The sequence below is a fragment of the Bacillota bacterium genome, from assembly GCA_013178125.1.
In the GTDB taxonomy this organism is placed as follows: Bacteria; Bacillota; SHA-98; order Ch115; family JABLXJ01; genus JABLXL01.
In genome coordinates this window covers 1-16,347 of sequence record JABLXJ010000001.1, presented here as the reverse complement: position 1 = coordinate 16,347, position 16,347 = coordinate 1, and the positions used below count along the sequence as shown (strand labels likewise).

18 protein-coding genes are annotated in these 16,347 nt (G+C 55.5%); 10 read left to right on the top strand and 8 right to left on the bottom strand.

Annotation, left to right across the window (positions count from 1 at the left end; all coding sequences use genetic code 11):
* The first annotated feature begins 77 nt into the window (after positions 1-77).
* On the top strand, positions 78-362 hold the full coding sequence (locus HPY71_00090) for a nucleotidyltransferase domain-containing protein (GenBank protein ID NPV51910.1): 285 nt from the start codon (positions 78-80) through the stop codon (positions 360-362).
* Between the two features lie 376 nt (positions 363-738).
* Here HPY71_00090 and HPY71_00085 read toward each other — a convergent pair whose 3' ends face one another.
* Both HPY71_00085 and HPY71_00080 read right to left on the bottom strand, forming a co-directional pair.
* Positions 739-1,146, bottom strand: coding sequence for a hypothetical protein (locus HPY71_00085; protein ID NPV51909.1), 408 nt, complete (start codon positions 1,144-1,146; stop codon positions 739-741).
* Positions 1,122-1,556, bottom strand: a complete 435-nt coding sequence (locus HPY71_00080; GenBank protein ID NPV51908.1) for a hypothetical protein — start codon at positions 1,554-1,556, stop codon at positions 1,122-1,124. Before HPY71_00080 ends, HPY71_00085 begins: the two co-directional genes overlap by 25 nt.
* A 1,183-nt stretch (positions 1,557-2,739) precedes the next feature.
* Between HPY71_00080 and HPY71_00075 the strand changes: the two genes are divergently transcribed.
* The gene (locus tag HPY71_00075; GenBank protein ID NPV51907.1) at positions 2,740-3,189 is read left to right on the top strand and encodes an AAA family ATPase; all 450 of its coding nucleotides are present in this window, start codon (positions 2,740-2,742) and stop codon (positions 3,187-3,189) included.
* A 188-nt stretch (positions 3,190-3,377) separates the two neighbouring features.
* Here the strand turns inward: HPY71_00075 and HPY71_00070 are convergent, their stop codons facing one another.
* Positions 3,378-3,740, bottom strand: coding sequence for a hypothetical protein (locus tag HPY71_00070; GenBank protein NPV51906.1), 363 nt, complete (start codon positions 3,738-3,740; stop codon positions 3,378-3,380).
* Between the two features lie 436 nt (positions 3,741-4,176).
* Between HPY71_00070 and HPY71_00065 the strand changes: the two genes are divergently transcribed.
* From HPY71_00065 to HPY71_00040, 6 genes are all read left to right on the top strand, one after another.
* Positions 4,177-4,878: an ABC transporter ATP-binding protein gene (locus HPY71_00065; protein NPV51905.1), complete on the top strand. Its 702-nt coding sequence runs from the start codon at positions 4,177-4,179 to the stop codon at positions 4,876-4,878.
* Positions 4,879-4,884: 6 nt separating this feature from the next.
* Positions 4,885-6,120, top strand: coding sequence for an ABC transporter permease (locus tag HPY71_00060; protein NPV51904.1), 1,236 nt, complete (start codon positions 4,885-4,887; stop codon positions 6,118-6,120).
* A gap of 17 nt (positions 6,121-6,137) precedes the next feature.
* A complete protein-coding gene (locus HPY71_00055) occupies positions 6,138-7,391 on the top strand; it encodes an ABC transporter permease (protein ID NPV51903.1) in 1,254 nt (417 codons plus the stop codon).
* Between the two features lie 50 nt (positions 7,392-7,441).
* Complete coding sequence (locus HPY71_00050) at positions 7,442-8,233, top strand: outer membrane lipoprotein-sorting protein (GenBank protein ID NPV51902.1); 792 nt, start codon at positions 7,442-7,444, stop codon at positions 8,231-8,233.
* Between the two features lie 268 nt (positions 8,234-8,501).
* On the top strand, positions 8,502-9,476 hold the full coding sequence (locus tag HPY71_00045) for a hypothetical protein (GenBank protein NPV51901.1): 975 nt from the start codon (positions 8,502-8,504) through the stop codon (positions 9,474-9,476).
* 64 nt (positions 9,477-9,540) lie between these two features.
* A complete protein-coding gene (locus tag HPY71_00040) occupies positions 9,541-9,795 on the top strand; it encodes a hypothetical protein (GenBank protein ID NPV51900.1) in 255 nt (84 codons plus the stop codon).
* Positions 9,796-10,194: 399 nt separating this feature from the next.
* Here the strand turns inward: HPY71_00040 and HPY71_00035 are convergent, their stop codons facing one another.
* The 3 genes from HPY71_00035 to HPY71_00025 all read right to left on the bottom strand — a co-directional run bounded on the left by HPY71_00035 (position 10,195) and on the right by HPY71_00025 (position 13,305).
* The gene (locus HPY71_00035; protein NPV51899.1) at positions 10,195-11,187 is read right to left on the bottom strand and encodes an AAA family ATPase; all 993 of its coding nucleotides are present in this window, start codon (positions 11,185-11,187) and stop codon (positions 10,195-10,197) included.
* Positions 11,184-11,498 carry a hypothetical protein gene (locus HPY71_00030; GenBank protein ID NPV51898.1) on the bottom strand — a complete coding sequence of 105 codons (315 nt, stop codon included), beginning with the start codon at positions 11,496-11,498 and terminating at the stop codon, positions 11,184-11,186. Before HPY71_00030 ends, HPY71_00035 begins: the two co-directional genes overlap by 4 nt.
* A 382-nt stretch (positions 11,499-11,880) precedes the next feature.
* Positions 11,881-13,305, bottom strand: coding sequence for an ATP-binding protein (locus HPY71_00025; protein NPV51897.1), 1,425 nt, complete (start codon positions 13,303-13,305; stop codon positions 11,881-11,883).
* 533 nt (positions 13,306-13,838) lie between these two features.
* Here HPY71_00025 and HPY71_00020 point away from each other — a divergent pair.
* On the top strand, positions 13,839-14,162 hold the full coding sequence (locus HPY71_00020) for a hypothetical protein (protein NPV51896.1): 324 nt from the start codon (positions 13,839-13,841) through the stop codon (positions 14,160-14,162).
* Here HPY71_00020 and HPY71_00015 read toward each other — a convergent pair.
* The gene (locus HPY71_00015) at positions 14,108-14,566 is read right to left on the bottom strand and encodes a DUF86 domain-containing protein (protein ID NPV51895.1); all 459 of its coding nucleotides are present in this window, start codon (positions 14,564-14,566) and stop codon (positions 14,108-14,110) included. The genes HPY71_00020 and HPY71_00015 overlap by 55 nt on opposite strands.
* Positions 14,559-15,074, bottom strand: coding sequence for a nucleotidyltransferase domain-containing protein (locus HPY71_00010; protein ID NPV51894.1), 516 nt, complete (start codon positions 15,072-15,074; stop codon positions 14,559-14,561). Before HPY71_00010 ends, HPY71_00015 begins: the two co-directional genes overlap by 8 nt.
* Before the next feature lie 424 nt (positions 15,075-15,498).
* Here HPY71_00010 and HPY71_00005 point away from each other — a divergent pair.
* Positions 15,499-16,347: hypothetical protein (locus HPY71_00005; GenBank protein ID NPV51893.1), on the top strand; the 849-nt coding region annotated here is incomplete at its 3' end.

Genomic DNA, 16,347 nt, shown 5'->3' with positions numbered 1-16,347 from the left:
CTGCGATCCTGGGGGGTGGGTTTCTCAGACGTAACCCTGCCATCTGCGGCTCTTCCAGTTGACACGAGTAATGTCCAATAGTACACTTAAATCCTGAAGGGTCCCATTTTGGCTCTCATGCCACTGGCAAAGCCCGTCCTGATTCGGATGTGGACTTACTGGTCGTTGAGAGAACACCATTCTCCCCAGGAAGAGACCGCCGCAAGGAGATGACCCGATTGTGGCGGGCGCTTATCAGGTTCCCGATCGCCAAAGACATTTTGGTTTATAGTCCCGAGGAGGTGGAACGCTGGCGCAATGCGCGCAATCACATCATCGCGCGGGCGCTGCGGGAGGGGAAATTCCTTTATGGCAGATTATGAGTCCGGGTCGTCCACGTCCTTGCAGAGGGCACGGCTAGACTGACCCGACCAGGTCGGCGGGAACCGCTCCCGACACCCACCATGACTTCTGCTCGCGGAAAACATCGAGGTTATTCCTCCAGAGGTCCATGGAAATACACCTCCTGCACACGCCACCGGGATCATGCCGAATCCCGGGAACACGCGGCACCGGCACTGGAATCTGTGCTCTGATGAACAGTATTGACATTGAAGTGATAAAAATGCCTGCAATTATCATATTGAAAGATAGAAAATTGTCAAGCCCTGCACCGGCAGTCCGGGAGTGCTGCGGGGGTACGCCGGGGAAGTTGCTAAACTCACCTATACCACAGGACCCGGCGAAGCTCCCCACTCATTATCTCAACGCGGCCTCCCGAATCATCTGGCGAAGACGATTTTTCAGGGCTCTTGCATCAGTGGACAGTTCATCATCTGCCGCCATTCCGTACTCCTTCCATAGCCAAATGATATCGGAATAGAGTTCTTGCACGGCCTCGTCCCGTGTAGCTCCTGAGCTGACCAGGTTTAATTCAGGTATTTCGAATGTTACCTGCTGGTCTTCGAATACGGGAGTCACCTCGACTGGCTCTGCCAGCGCAATGGTCCCTTCGGGAGTCTCAACCACCTCAAGCCAAAATGGTCGAAGATCAAGCGGGCGGATATCAGTTACGTCAATGATTTTCTCAGGAAAGCCATTCATGTCAAGCTCAACCCTGCCCGTGACATGAACTACATCCCTCAAGCTCCCCACGACGATACCCACCAAACGAAGGATCTTTCTCCTCCACGTTGTGTCAGGAAACAACTCAACTCCGACACCGCCTGACTGTCGGCGGCAGACAATATTCGCAAGAACTCCAGATATTTATCCATGACCGCCGTCCGCCTATCAGTCTCCAGCGGCAAACGCATGTGCCTGGGCCTTGCTAGTGCAATATCGGCAGTATAGACGCTGTTGTGTTCCGCAACCCTGATCAACCGGTATTCGTTCAGAATCTCACTCGGTACATGTACCTTTCTCCGCCCATTATATCGTAACTCCGCCATCGCGATGTAGTAGACGGTTTCCTGCACACCCCTAAAAACATCCGCAAGCAGAGAGAGGGGTACCCCATCTCTTACTTCTTCGCCTTCTATGCTTATTCGCAACCCATGCTCAACCATGGCTACCACCTAACCAAAGCATAAAATCATCCTCTTAGGCGTGACTATGATTGTCAAGAGAACTCGATATTCACACCATATTATTTTATTCTCCCCCGCCGTTTCAAAACCATCTACCGGCAGCATGTGGTTGCTCTTGCTACAATTTCATTCGCCATGGATCGAGATAATCCTGTCAACCTCAGCCTCCAATTGGATAAGATATTGCGGCGCCGGGGACACGACTAGCCCAGGAACAGCCACAGCGACGGCCGCAGCCGGCGTCACTGGCTTAGTGGACTGATGTCCTTCCCGAGCTTAGCAGCCTCGGCGCGTAAGGACTCCCAAGCGATATACACGGCTCCATAGCAAATCGCGTCCGTTGCCGCGGTAAAAAGAAGCATGTGTTGCGTCCCTCCACCATAGCGCACAAATGAACCATGACTAGTTGCTAACATATGAAAAACTAGTCCCAGCCTTTAAATACGGTAACATGGACACAGACCTCCGTATCACGAGGAAGGATCCGGACAATCCACGCGTGCGTGATCGCGTTCATCCTTCGCAACAGCTACCTCGGTTCGCGCGTCTTCATCCGCGGCCTGATCGGCCGGCTGCGAGGGAAGTTGAGTTGAAGACTCCGAGTGGTCCTTTGGCACTAGCAGTGGATCGGGCAACCATCGAAAACCGGGGGACGGGGTCTTGAACCGTTCCTCATTTTTGGCTGCTTTCCCGCCTTCAATAACCTGCTGCCACACGGAGCACTGGAAATTGCCTCCCTTCTCCAGCCCAGATTCTTGCTGTCTAACTAGGGTGTAGAAGCCGATCTAATTTGACGTTAGAATGAGGGAAAAATCCAACTGAAGATGGCAGCGATCCGGAACTCGGGAGTACGGTACCCGGGATTTTTTGTTTTATGGAGGGGTCGGAGGAAGAAGGATGGTAGTTTATGACGCAGAATATGGAGCATTAAGTGTTAGGAAGCGTTGGATAGAGGGGTGGATATGAAGAGGCGAGAAGGCCCACAACCTCCTCGCCAAACCCCAAAAAACACCCATGCCTATCGTAATAGCACTGGCTAAATCTATCAAGGACTACCTCGACGCATATTCGACGAAAAGACCGGATATCAAGGTAGATTGCTCTAACTGTGACGTTGTGATGAAGGCATGGTGAATCCGGCAGCGGAAAGACAACGAGTGTACGGGCATTTATCTCAAAGCTGAACCCCCAACTCTTCAAGGTGGTATACATGCCGCTATCCTTAGTTACGGCTGTAGACTTTTACCGGCACCTTGCGGTGGCGCTAGGGCTGATTCCCCGGTTTCGGAAGGTTGACCTATTTCATGATATCCAGGGACATATCGCCCATTTAGCCTATCAGAAGAACACGGTACCCCTCATCATAATTGATGAGGCTCAGGCGCTCCATACTTCTGTCTTGGGGGACCTGAGGGTGCTTTTTAACTTTCAGCTAGACTCGAAGAACCTTGCCATGGTTCTCCTGGTTGGGCAACCCTATTTTGTGGCCCAGCTCAATTTGCATGTACATGAGGCATTGCGTAACCGCATAGTGGTTCACTATGAGTTTAAAGGCCTGGATAAGTCTGAGGTAAAGGATTACATTACCTCCCTCCTAAAGGAGCATCAATGCGGGTTTTGAACTTCGTGGGCTGGACCCCCACGAACAGCCCGAAGATAGAGGAGTTGGTGGTTTCGCCGGGAGCCAGAGCCGCTGACACACGGAAAGACCTTGTCAAGATGGTTGTGCAGTGACTAAGCAACGTGTCCCGATGATAGCTGGACACTTTCTCCAACGTCAGCTATGACTTACCCATACTACCCTACCCTTCAGCAAGCCCCGGAGCCGTCGGGATTCAACCCCTCCGCCCTGAGCTCCTCCAGCGCCTTCTTACACTCCTCATCGGTGTAGTGTTGCTGGGCCTTGTGCAGTTTTACGGCGCTCACTGCGTCACTCTCCGCCATGCCCGCGCACATAAGGTAATGTAGTGCCGCTATTAGCTCGAGTTCACGAGCGCTCTTGCTGTTCATTCGCATCAAGAACTCAGGATCGACGCCGATCTCTGCATCCACGCCTGACCGGCAAGACCCTTTCACAAGCGTTTTCCCACCATGTGAGAGGGAATATTCATAAGAGATGTAGCCAGAGGGACCACTAGTAGCATGCTCGACAAGGAGATCTAGCGCTTTCATCTCCTCGAGCTCCGCTGCCAGCGTTTCGGAATACGGTCCGAAAAAAGGAATTAGAAAGAATTAGAAGGTGTCCGGCAGGGAATTGCACAATAACTGAATCTGCAGGAGATGCCACACACATCGTGGGTCTTACGTTAGGCGATCACCAATCTGCTGCCTCTGCGTAGCAATTTCATGATTTGGCTAATTCCGTTCTTGGTGATACTCAGTGCAGCACTCAATCGTGCGATGTCGTGACATGGACAGACGAGGGTGTGGAGGGTATCTGGAGGTATAGCACAGGTATGGCACGAGTGATATAATAGATGACACGAGTGATATAATAGTGCGATGAGAAGGGTGGCTGTCCGGAAGCCGTTCAGCATTTGTTCAATCGCGCTGCTTAATCGCGCTGCTTGCTGCTTAGAATGAAACCGAGCGGAGAGGGGACATGGGAGTGGCGTTTTTAGAGCTAAAAGGGGTAAAGAAAGACTATCGTCAGGGCAGGTTGACGGTGCCGGCGCTCCGCGGGATCGACCTGGAGATCGAAAGGGGAGAGTTCACCGCCATTGCCGGGCCGTCGGGTTCGGGCAAGACGACGCTCTTGAACCTCATCGGCTGCCTGGACATACCGACGGAGGGCGTCATCCGCCTCGACGGGAGCGAACTGTCCAGGTTATCCAAAGCCCAGCTTGCCGATATCCGGCGACGGAGGATAGGATTTGTGTTTCAGTCGTATAACCTCATCCCCGTCCTGACCGCGTATGAGAACGTCGAATTCTCCCTGGCTCTGCTCGGTGAGGGCTCGACTGCTGATGAGGACTCGACTGCTGTGAAAGGCCGGGTCATGTGCATCCTTGCCGACGTGGGGCTCAGCGGGCTCGAAAACCGCAGGCCGGGCGATCTTTCCGGCGGTCAGCAGCAGCGCGTGGCCATCGCCCGGGCCCTGGTAAAGGGGCCGGACCTGGTCCTTGCCGACGAGCCCACGGCCAACCTCGACTCGGAGACAGGCAAGGCCATAATCGAGCTGATGCTTGAGATGAACCAGAAGAAGGGGACCACGTTCATCTTCAGCACCCATGACCAGATGGTGATGAATTATGCCCGTCGGCTGGTGACCGTCCGCGACGGCCGGATCGCCGAAGACAAGAGGAGGTAACAGGCCATGCGTTACCTGCTCAAGCTGGCAGCGAGGAACCTGTGGCGGCAGAAGCGCCGTACGTTCCTGACGTTCCTTGCGATTGCCGTGGGCCTTGCGGCGCTCATCGAGGTCGACTGCATCATGGCCGGCGTCGACCGCGATTCCATAGATAATCTCATCAGCCTGGAGACCGGAGACGTGCGCATTCAAGCTCAGGGTTATTCCGCCGAGCGGGAGAGTCTTCCCATCGATCGCACCCTGGATCCTGATGCGGTGCTCGCCGCGCTGCAGAGCGCGGAGGGGATACAGGCGGCGACGCCGAGGCTCGTATTCGGTGCCCGTCTCAACACCGGCTGGGAGGAGATCCCCGTGATGGGTGTGGGGATCGACCCCGATCGCGACGGGCAAGTGTTCACGTTGGCCGAGTACGTCGAGGGCCGGTGGCCGGCGCGGGGCGCAGCCGAGGCGCTCCTGGGGTACGACCTCGCGCGCGTGCTCGAGCTTGCGCCGGGCGACAGCTTCACACTCGTTACGCGCACCCGTGACGAGGCGTTTCAGGCCATCGACCTCACCGTGGCCGGCCTCATCAGGAGCCCTCACCCGCAGGTGAACAGCAGCCAGGTTTACCTGCCGCTCGACGTTGCAAGTCAAGCTCTCGCGCTGGGCAGCGCGGCGACGGAGGTCGTTCTGAAAACACAGGATGGCGTGCGGGTCGAGGATGTGTCCAAAAGTGTGCGCGCTGCCTTGGAGGACACCGGCATATCCGGCGAGGTGCTCACCTGGCGGGAGGCCGCCAGGGACTTTCTCGCGATAAGCCAGAGCAAACAGGGGTTCAGCGCCTTGCTCATTTTCATGATACTCATCATCGCCGTGGTGGGCGTGGTCAACACCATCCTCCTCGGGGCCATGGAGCGCGTCCGCGAGATCGGGATGATGAAGGCGATGGGCATGACGGCGAGGGAGATCGTGCTCCTGTTCATGCTTGAGGCCACAGGCATAGGCGTGCTGGGTTCGATCACGGGGTGCCTGATCGGCATAGCCGGCAACGCTTACCTGGTGAACCACGGCATTAACGTCCTCAAGGGATATCAAGACCTCGACATCGGCTACCCGATCGCCGGGGTCATCCGCGGTGCCTGGAACTGGCCCACGATTGGAGGGGCTTTCTTGCTGGGCATCGTGGTGAGCTGGGCGGCAAGCTACGTGCCTGCCAGGAGAATCGCAGCCCAGGACCCGATCGTCTCGTTGCGCCAGGGTTAGCATTGGGGGTGAAGATCGTGAGCCTAATGCGTATAGCGTTCCGTAACCTCGGAAGAGCCCGGGCGCGCACCGCGCTCAGCCTGGTTGCGATCGCGGTGGGCGTTTTCGCGGTGATACTCACGAAAGGAACCATCGACGGCATCTTCGACATGATGATAGGCAACTCCATCAGATTCACCTCGGGTCATGTGAGGATCGTCGCCAGGGAATACCCACTGAAGGAGCGGCTTCTCTCGCTGAACTATCCGGTGGACGGGTTTCAGGGCGAAGGCTATGAGTCGGTCGTGAATGCATTCAAAGAAATCCCTCTGGTGTCGCAGGTGGTGCCACGCCTCCGTTTCGGCACCATGGTGGTGGGTAGGGGCGAGGAACTCGAGGGCCTCATGGGCATGGGCGTGGAACCGCAAGCGGAAGACAGGCTCATCGGGTTATCCCGCTACCTTGTCAAGGGACGGCTGCTGCGCTCCGGGAAGCGCGAAGCCATCATGGGCCAAAGGACCCTCGACAGGCTCGGCCTCGAGGTGGGCGACAGGTTCACCCTCATTTTCAATACCGCGCTCGGTTCCCTCAAGGGCTACACCTTTGTGGTGGTTGGCTCGGTCAAGAGCGGCCTGCCGTACCTCGACGATGGCCTGGTGTTTGTGCCGCTCGACGTCGCCCAGGCTATGCTCGACATGGGGCCCGCCGTGACCGAGGTGCTCGTGATGGCGAAGGACGAGGCCAGAGTACCCGATCTGTTGCGCGACGTCGAGGGGGTGCTGAAGGCAAGGGGCGCCGACGCCCGCTACGTAGCTAAACCCTGGTACGAGCACAGCGAGATGATGAGGATGTCGCAGGTGGCAAAGACGGCATACAACTTCGTCTACTTCTTCATCCTATTCCTTGCGGGCTTCGTGGTGATCAACACCATGCTGATGATCGTCAACGAGCGACGCAGGGAGATAGGCATGCTGGGGGCCCTGGGCCTGCGGCCGGGGCAGATCCGGCGGCTCTTCTTGCTCGAGGGTGGCGTAATGGGTGTCATGGGAAGCGCCATCGGGGCATCACTGGGCGCGATAGCTCTCAAGACGTTGGCCCGCGTTGGGATACCCATCCCCGGGATGTCCTCCCTCGACAAGGTGTTCATGATATCTTCGACGTTCTATCCAAGGTTCAGTTCGGACGTCATTGCCTTCGCGTTTGTCGCAGGGATAGCGGTGACGCTGGTCGCGGTCTCCTGGCCCAGCGCCCGGGCTGCCAGGATCGAGCCGGCGCAGGCGCTCAGGACCTGATAGAGTCGAGAACGACATGGATTCAATGGATTCACAGGGAGGAAGCGAACATGAGGATCGGGACGGGGATCAGGATGAAGATCGGGCCTCTGATGGCGATGGCCCTCCTGGTGGCACTCTCTCTCGCTCTTACCGGGTTTACGGGGGCGGATGCGGCGGCGGACCTGACCGCGAAAGAGATCGTCGCCAGGATGGATGCAAATGCATACATGGCCAGCGCCCACCTGGTGGCGAAGCTCGTCATCCGGGCCGGCAGCCGCGAGATCACGAAGGAAATGGAAGGATGGGTGGTCGGGAATCAGAAGGCCATGGTGACCTTCCTCAACCCTGGCGATCGCGGGACGAAGTACCTCAAGCTCGGCGACGAGCTGTGGATGTTTTTCCCCGACGCCGAGGACCTCGTGAAGATCTCAGGCCACATGCTCAAACAGGGCATGATGGGGAGCGACTTCTCGTACCAGGACGCCCTCGAGAGCGAGAAGAAGGGCGAACTTTACGAGTTCAAGCTGGCCGGGGTGGAGACATACGAGGGAGCCAGGTGTTACGTGCTCGAGGCCACGGCGCTTCCCGGCAAGCAGGTCTCCTACCCGAAGCGGAAGATCTGGGTTGACAGCGAGAAGTTCGTGGCGAGGAGAGAGGAACTCTACGCGGCAAGCGGCAAACTCCTCAAGGTCTCGCGGATCGAGGAGGTCAAGGAGAAGGGCGGGCGTACCTACGCGAGCAGGGTGGTCATGGAAGACAAGCTGAAGCGGGGCTCGTCCACGACCCTCATAGTCGAGCAAGTCGATTTCGACGTGAAGATACCAGGCGACCTGTTCTCGCTGAGGAACTTGATGCGCTGATCTCGAGGCGGTGGACGATACTATGAAAACGACGAAACGGTATGCTGTGCACAAGTCAACCGGGCGGGGGGGCTTGCCCCTGCACAGGGGTCTACGTCGTCCTGTGGTCGCGGTCTGTCTTTGCCTTGCCGCCGCGTTTGTGCTTTCGCGCGGCACGGCGGCCGCGCAGTCCGCGATGGATGCGACCACGCTACCTGAATTCCAGGTGGGCGGAGAATGGCAAACAGGTGTATACGCTGTCCAGACTCAGGGTTCGTGGTCGAGCTCGATGGAGTCCATGCTCAGATTGAAGTTGCGGCTCGGGGACTATCCCTGGAAGCTTTACGTAGATGTGGGGACGACGCTCGGCCGCGCGCCCGGAGCCGGCGGCGACTGGACCGTGACGACCGAGTTGGAGCGGGCATACCTCAAGGTCTTCCTGCCGTGGGCCGACCTCAGCCTCGGGAAACAACAGATTAGCTGGGGCGTGGGATACGCCTGGTCGCCCACGGACGTCTTCAACCCGCCGGACGCGCTGGACCCCGGGGGCTTGCGCCAGGGCATGGACGCGGCCGTCATCAAGGTCCCGGCCGGGCCCTTGGCTTACTGGAGCCTCGTCGCGGCCCGGAACGACCGCAGCTCCATCCAGCAGGGCAGCGGCGCCGCGTGGCAGTACGGGGCGAGGTATCACGCAAACTGTGGCGGCACCGACTGGTCTCTCGCGGCTGTGAGAGATACGCGCACGACCATGGTAGGGACGGACGCCAAGGGTGATCTGGTGGCCGGGGACCTCGCGCTCGGATGGCATGCCGAGATCGCTCACCATGCGCCGCACGACGGGTCGGGCCCGTGGGTGGAATGCGTGCTCGGCGCCGACCACAGCTGGGGCGGCGGAAAGATCGTCTGGGCCGGAGAGTACTTCTACAACTCACGCGGTGCTGCAACGCAGGATTCCTACGATTACGTATCGTGGCTCGCAGGCGACCGCACTTACCTGGCTCGCCACTATGCGTTCACCCAGCTAACATACCAGCACGACGAGTTCACATCCGTCTTGGGCTCGGTGCTCGCAAACCTCGTCGATCGCAGCGCCGTCCTGACCGCAGGGACGAGCATGCTTCTCGGCGACCGGTGGAAACTTTTGTTGTCAGCGAGTGCCCTTGTGGGGGGACCGGGCGGCGAGTTTGCGGGTGGAGCCGTCCCCGGTACGTCCACCAGAAGGCCCGACATGGTGTTGAAAGCCCAGGTCGCGTATAGCTTCTAGTCGCAAGTTCCCGGCCCTGAAAGAGGCTTACAGATAAGCCACCCGATGGGACCCGTACCTTTTTGTGCAGGAATATCGGCCGCACCTGAACCCGGGATTTCATATACCTCATGGGCCGCTCAACTTGATACTTCCGTCGAGTTCGTTCGAAGATATCCTTCAGTGGATACTCCTCGCCATCCACCAGGTTCGTGACAACCGGGTAAACCCCGTCCCTATGCTCGAGCTTGCGAAGCTCCTCCTGATCTACCCCATAAACGTAAAGCGAACCTACGTAGTAATCCCGAATATACGAGAATTGACGAACGGGAACCGGTGAGAACTCAGAATCGGGATAGCCATCAAATCTCCTAGCGAAGGAACATCCCCCCTGGCCTAGATATTCGACACTCACCCCTAAAGTGCCTTCTCAGATAATTGCGACAATACCTTCAGACTGGCCGAACTATACCAGACAATACTATTCCGTCGACCCGCGAATTATAGGCTTAGCCAACCATTGTTTCGGGGGCATAGACGAACTCATTTGAGCCATCGAGCAGTACTTTAGCAACGGGTAAGGACTTTCTCCAGGGCGGACACCAGTAGACTGTTGCCGATGCAATTCTGGACCGTCTGGTCCATAATGCACACAAAATTATCTTGAAGGGGGAATCCATGCGGGTACCGGGGCGCGGACCCGGTAAAGGAAGTGGTCCACGGCGCTGGAAAAAGACGACTAAATGGCAGCGGCTTCGATTGTCTGCAGAATCTTCAACGCCAGTTCTTTGAAATTGCGATAGCAATCTTGCACGGCAGATGTATGCGCCCCAATTGCGCCGTCGGCCGGCTTTAGGAAAAACATCGGCTTTCGCGCCTCCATGGCCAGGGGCATCAGGCTGCGATAATGCTTGACCTGAGCCAGGCAATAAGGGTCGTTTGCCACGTCCGGAGCTTCCTCTGTTTCCGATGCCAGGACAGAATGACGATAAACCAGAGGAATTCTTGCCATCCAGCGCTCATAAGCCTGCACAGGGCGGTCTAAACGAATAGCATACTGCTGGATGACGTAGCCTTTCGGCTGCATTCCCTCCGGAGAAGGAAGACTTAACGCTGGTTCCGGGTTCTGGTCATAGCGTTGCTTCCACTCCTTGCGCCAGCGCCGCAACGTTGGCCCCAAATTGCGCAGCCCTTGTAGTGAGAAGAGATCCGGCGCCAGAGGCACAATGACAAATTCCGCCGCGATTAAAGCTGCCCGGTTAATGGCACCCAGATTGGGGCCGACATCGATCAGGGCCAGATCGGAGCCTTGCTCCTCCGCGCCTTGTAAAATCAGGCGCCAAAAAGCTGAGATAACCCGAAAAGCTCGTTCCTTGCCATCTAGGCAAGCAGGCCACTGCGCACTTAGATCATCCTCAAACGTAGATAGTCCTAAATCGCCAACAATTAGCCCGATGTTATCAGCGATATTTTCAACATACGAACGATTAATATCCCCGGTTCCCCCAAGAATAGGTTTAATCGCCCCTAAAACTGTTTGCGGATGCTCACCATCAGGCCAGAGTTCTTCCAGGCGATCGTCATCCAGAAACATCGAGGTTAGATTTGCTTGCGGATCGAAATCAGCAGCAATTACCTTGTATCCTAGATCCGCATACATCCAGGCCAAATGATAGACCAATGAAGTCTTTCCAACTCCGCCTTTGTTATTGAAGAAAGCAATCGTTTTCATGCTAATCTCTCCGCACGGTGACCAAGACTCCGGCTGAATTGTTGTAGAGCAACCAGTGGATAATCCGGTCGTTTTTGCTCAATCGGCAGCCGGATATCGCTGGCAATAGAGATATTGGCCGTAAGGATCTCATCCAACTGCCGGAGTAAATCTGGCAGTGGTCTGCTTATTTCTTTTTGATGCCGAATGGGATCGGTTAGCTCCGGACCATCCAAACGGAGAAATTGCACATATGCCCCTGGCAGCCAACGCAACGGATCTTTGGCGAACAATAGGATTGCGGCCACATTGGGAATTCCGTCCTTTGTCAAGAATCGTATTCCCAGATGCATCTGCTGGAAGCAAAACCCTCTTGGCCATTCTTGGGTAGGGAAGGAGAACCCCAAAAAGGTTTCAGTATTTCGCGAACATCCAGGTCAAGAAACTCGGCGATAATCTGTTACTCTCTTGCCTGTCTTCCCCTATTCTTATTCTATGACCGAATGGATATTCCTGCCTCTATTTGTACCATGAACTTGAACCGTGGCGTGGCTATATGATTATGGGAAATCTGACTTTGGCCGGGACAGCCGAAATTCATAAGGACCAATCAGGATGCCTGTACAAATGGGGCTTGCTGCTGCCTTTCGCAAGCTCCAAAGCCAAGTTTGCAGGAGCCAGCCTAATAAGTCCTAAGGGTCCTCGAGCAATCTCCTAGCCCAGGAACAGCCGCAGCGGCACCACGAGCGTCCGGTCGTCGCAGAGGCGGTGAGTATTTCTGCTTACGATGATGCGGGCCGCCGGCGAGAACCTGCGAGTAAAGTGCTCGAGGCCGCGAAGTCCGCGTGAGTCGAGGGGATCGCCCCTGAATTTCACCTCGACAGCCAGTAAGGCGCCGCCGCAATCCACGACGAAGTCCACCTCGCGGTCCCGGTCCCTCCAGTAACGAATGTCTCGCAGGTCATGACGCTTCAACTCGGCAAACACACAGATCTCTGCGAGGCGCCCCCACCCGCCCGTCTGGTCCAGATCGGCCGGATCGACGCGCGCGAGCGAGAGGTAAAGCCCCGGGTCGATGGCGTATACGCGCTCGATGGACCGCGCTTCAGCCTCCACAGAGGTTGCGAATTTCGACAGAAGATATAAAAGCCCGGCCGAGCTTAAGGAGCGAAGGTAGCCAGCTACCGTCGAATACGGTGCTCCCAGGTTCCTGGATGCTTCTGAAATGTTCATGAGGGCGCCGCTCTGGTTGTTGGCATATAGAAACAGCCTCTGCAGGAGGTGCAGGTCCGTCGCGCCAAAGACCGGCCCGATGTCGTGAAAGAGCGTCCTGTCCACGACGCTCTCCAGGAAGTAGCGGTCCTTGTAGCGCGGTGACTCAGCAAGTATATACTCGGGGAAGCCACCCTCAAGGAGGTAGAGCCTCAGTGGCAGCTCATCCAGAAGGACCGTCCCGAATTCCTTCTCTACCTCTTGCAGCCCGGCGTGGAGTCGCGTTACATCAAGATGCCTGTAAAACGCCGCCCAGGTCTCGCGAAGCGACGTATGTGCCTCAGTAAGCCTCGGCTCCGTGCCTCTCAAGCTGGCGGCCTCAGATAGGCAGAATGGATAGACCTGGACCGCGGATATCCGTCCGGCCAGGCTCTCGCGCGAACGCTTCTTCAAGAATGCCGCAGCCGAGCTCGTGCACACGAACCGGAGTGGATACTTCAGGTCATAGTAGCGCTTTACATAAAGCTCCCAGTCATCCAGGGCTGTCACCTCGTCAAGGAACACGTAGAATGTTCCCTCTGCGCCACGGAGGTCCCGCTTCGCCGCAAAGTGCTCGAAGTAGTCTTGTATGTCCTTGAAAAGCGTCTCCCTGTTGAGATATGGGTCGTCTACGGACACGTACAAGATGTGGCTGGGCGGGATCGCAGACGTCAGAAGATGAGCGATTGCCTGGTAGATGAGGGTGGTTTTGCCGACACGACGGGGACCCTCCAGAAGAAGGACCTCCCGCTGGGTGGCAAGGTGCTCTGCGATATGATCATAGTACAGCCTACGAACGGACCCGACCAGGTCGGCGGGAACCGCCCCCGACACCCACCATGGATTCTGCTCGCGGAAAACATCGAGATTATTCTTCCAGAGGTCCATGGAGATACACCTCCTGCACGCGTCAACAGGAACATATCAAATTCTGGGCACGCACGGCCCCAGCACTGAAATCCATGCCTTCATTAACAGCATTAACATTAAGATGATAAAAATGCCTACAATTATCATATTGAAAGATAGAAAATTGTCAAGAACTGCACCGGCAGCCTTTCGCCTGTGGTAGCTATGCTTTCGCCAGATTCAGAAGCCCGCTTTACTATTTCATGCTTGCCCATACGATTCACCCTGTTACAGATATCTGCGGCATCCACCGCGGCGCAGATATTTCTAGTCGTAAGCTATCTCCATCGAACGGGGTTTCACGATGCTGAAGCGTCTGGAAGACAGCCTCTTGCAGGATGTTCGCTGAATGTCCCGGCATGGCACAGGCTGCCGGACATTCCTTCGCTATACTTGATATGATAGAACTCATGCGCAAATGCGGGGTGCGTGCAGAATGCAGGTTGCCCGTTGCATGCTGGAGGATAATCAGGTATAGTTCTTGTAGACAGGCCTAAGAGGAGAGATCATTTATGAATGCCGATGGCAAGAATGAACCGTCAAGGACCCTGGATGAGCTCCTGAAGGCAGCCGATGCCGCTACGCTGCGAGAACTCGTGAACCATTTCCTGGCAAATGGGCCACACCTGCAGCGCGAGTGCATCGACTTCCTTATGGCACGCCTCGACCTGACGCCCGTAGCAGAGGCGAATGCTAAGGCTGAGGCCATGTTCGCTCTCTGGAACGAGCTCGAGCCGGACCTTGCGGACCTCGACCGCTATGGAGGCGGGCCGGAGGAAGTTCAAGACAACGTTGCCGAACTCCTACAGTCACTAGCTGTTTCTTTGGTGATATAACCAAGAAGGCGGTTTAGAAGGAGCCTAACATCGCCAAGATCATTTCTGAGAATGTCCCACATCTCTTTTTCCTCGATACGGGCATAGTCGTGCACCAATCTATTCCGATATCCGGCCATCCCTCGTACCCTGCGCACCACTTCGGGTTCAAGGACCCCGCCACTCTCCAGCAGGTCAAAAATCTCTCTGTAATTGGCCGGATTGCCAAGGCCCGCTTTCACCACTACGTGACGCCCCAAGTCCAAAACAGCCTGCAAAGCTCGACGTAGGTGATGTTCGGCAATGGCAAAGTTGTCCGGATTTGCCGCGAACTCTTCCCAGGATAGAGTAGCCAGAGTCTCCAAGCGGGCAATAGAAGTCCGAATCAGTTGCGCGTGATCGGCCACTAGTTGTTTGTTAAACATGTCGCGCTCTTGCCTCCTCCTGTGCCGCCTCCAAGATCTCCCGGAAATTCTGTTCGTACATGGGTTGGAGATCCATGTAGTCGCGAACAATGATGTCTTCCGCGTCCGTGCGGGCGTCGAAGCTGGACTCATAGAGAACATGCCCTGTATGAATGATCTCAAACTGCAGCGGCAAGCGCGCAGCATTGACTACCACAAGATCAACCTTACGGCCTGCAATTTCCTGTAAACGGTCAATTATAGCAAGACGCGTAAGTGTCGGTAGCTCCTTGCCCTTTGGCAGCAACACAGCTAAGTCAATGTCGCTATCTGGCCGGGTCTCTCCCGTCGCCTGGGAACCAAAGAGGTAAATAGCCACTGGTTCAAGTTCGAGAAGTCTTGAAGTGAGGCGTTTAAAAATAGTACTTAAATCTTTACTGGTCTCCATCATAGGGTAAACCCCCCTTGGGATAGTGATATAGAATTCAAGGAGTAGGATACCTTCAAGTAATAGCTTTTTTTGAAACATAATGCAATATTCTTGCCTTCCTCGCTCAACATACTATCGCTCCTGTTCACCTAGAACTGCTGCCCCTGTAAGATTATACCACAACTAAGCTTTCTGTCTCAATAGGAGGCGCAACAGAGTCAGAACCGAGACCATTTACACAAAATAATTCTTAGCACGCATAACCCTTGGGATAGGTAGCGGTGAGGTTGTTAGTTAGGCGGTGAGTATCCAACATTTGCCGCTAAACAAAGTAGCTAGCCCTGTGCTACCATTAAGGTAAGCAAAAACCAAATAATGGAGGCACAGCATGATGACGGCTAGCTACGCTATAATTATACGCTTCACCCACCCCAGCACGCAACAGCAAGAATATAGGTTGAACTTCGAGGCACCAGCCCTACCTATGTTTTTACCTAATTCAGGCTCATCTGGAGCAGGTTTTATGGATAATGCAGAGCAGGCTGTTATAGAGATTGCAAATCAGATACAACGTGCGCTCTTTGTTCAGCATCTGAAGTTGATTGACGCGCAGGTATGTGAGAATCTATCCCATCGGAGCCCTGAGTGTCAGGTTGTTCGCGACGGGTACACATCCTTAAAAGTCGCTACCAGGTTCGGTGTGGTCAATGTGGAACGTCAGGTATTGGAGTGTAAGACTTGCGGTGAGCATTTCATCCCCATGAATGCTCTTCTCCCTGAACACAATGGGATAGTCATCACCAGGGGGCTCCAAGAGATGGCTTGTCTGTTTTCGCTTTTCTCGTCATATGAGGGGGCTGCGCGCCTTTTGGGACAGATCTCTCACGACCCCGATGTCTTGTGTGCTCGGGAGGTGGAGAATTTGGTAAATCAACATGGGTCTATTGTAAGACAACAGGAGGCGGAAAGAGCCAAGGTTATGGAGAATACCCCTGATGTAAAACCGGAAGCGGCTTTCCAGCAGTTGAAGGATATGTCTCCATCGCGGAGGAAGGTCTGGCCGGAGGATGTTCAAGAAGCGGTGAATCGCACGCTTGAGCGGCCTGAGATAGAAGAGGTTCCATTTGGTTTACCAAAGAGGGACTGGGATAGGATTTTAGAATACGTGAGGGGAAGTTGGCACTCAACTAAAGAATTAGACCCCTTTCTATTAGCTAATTTAGGGCCTAAACCCCAAGAAGGAGAGGTGGTAATCTTCGCGGACGGGATTGTCATCCATGGTAGGGGTTCATGTAAGCGTCCGGAAGAGACCATAGTAGTTTTACGGATGGGGGATAGAGGTCGGTATTTCAGCGGGGCCAGAGATGAAGTA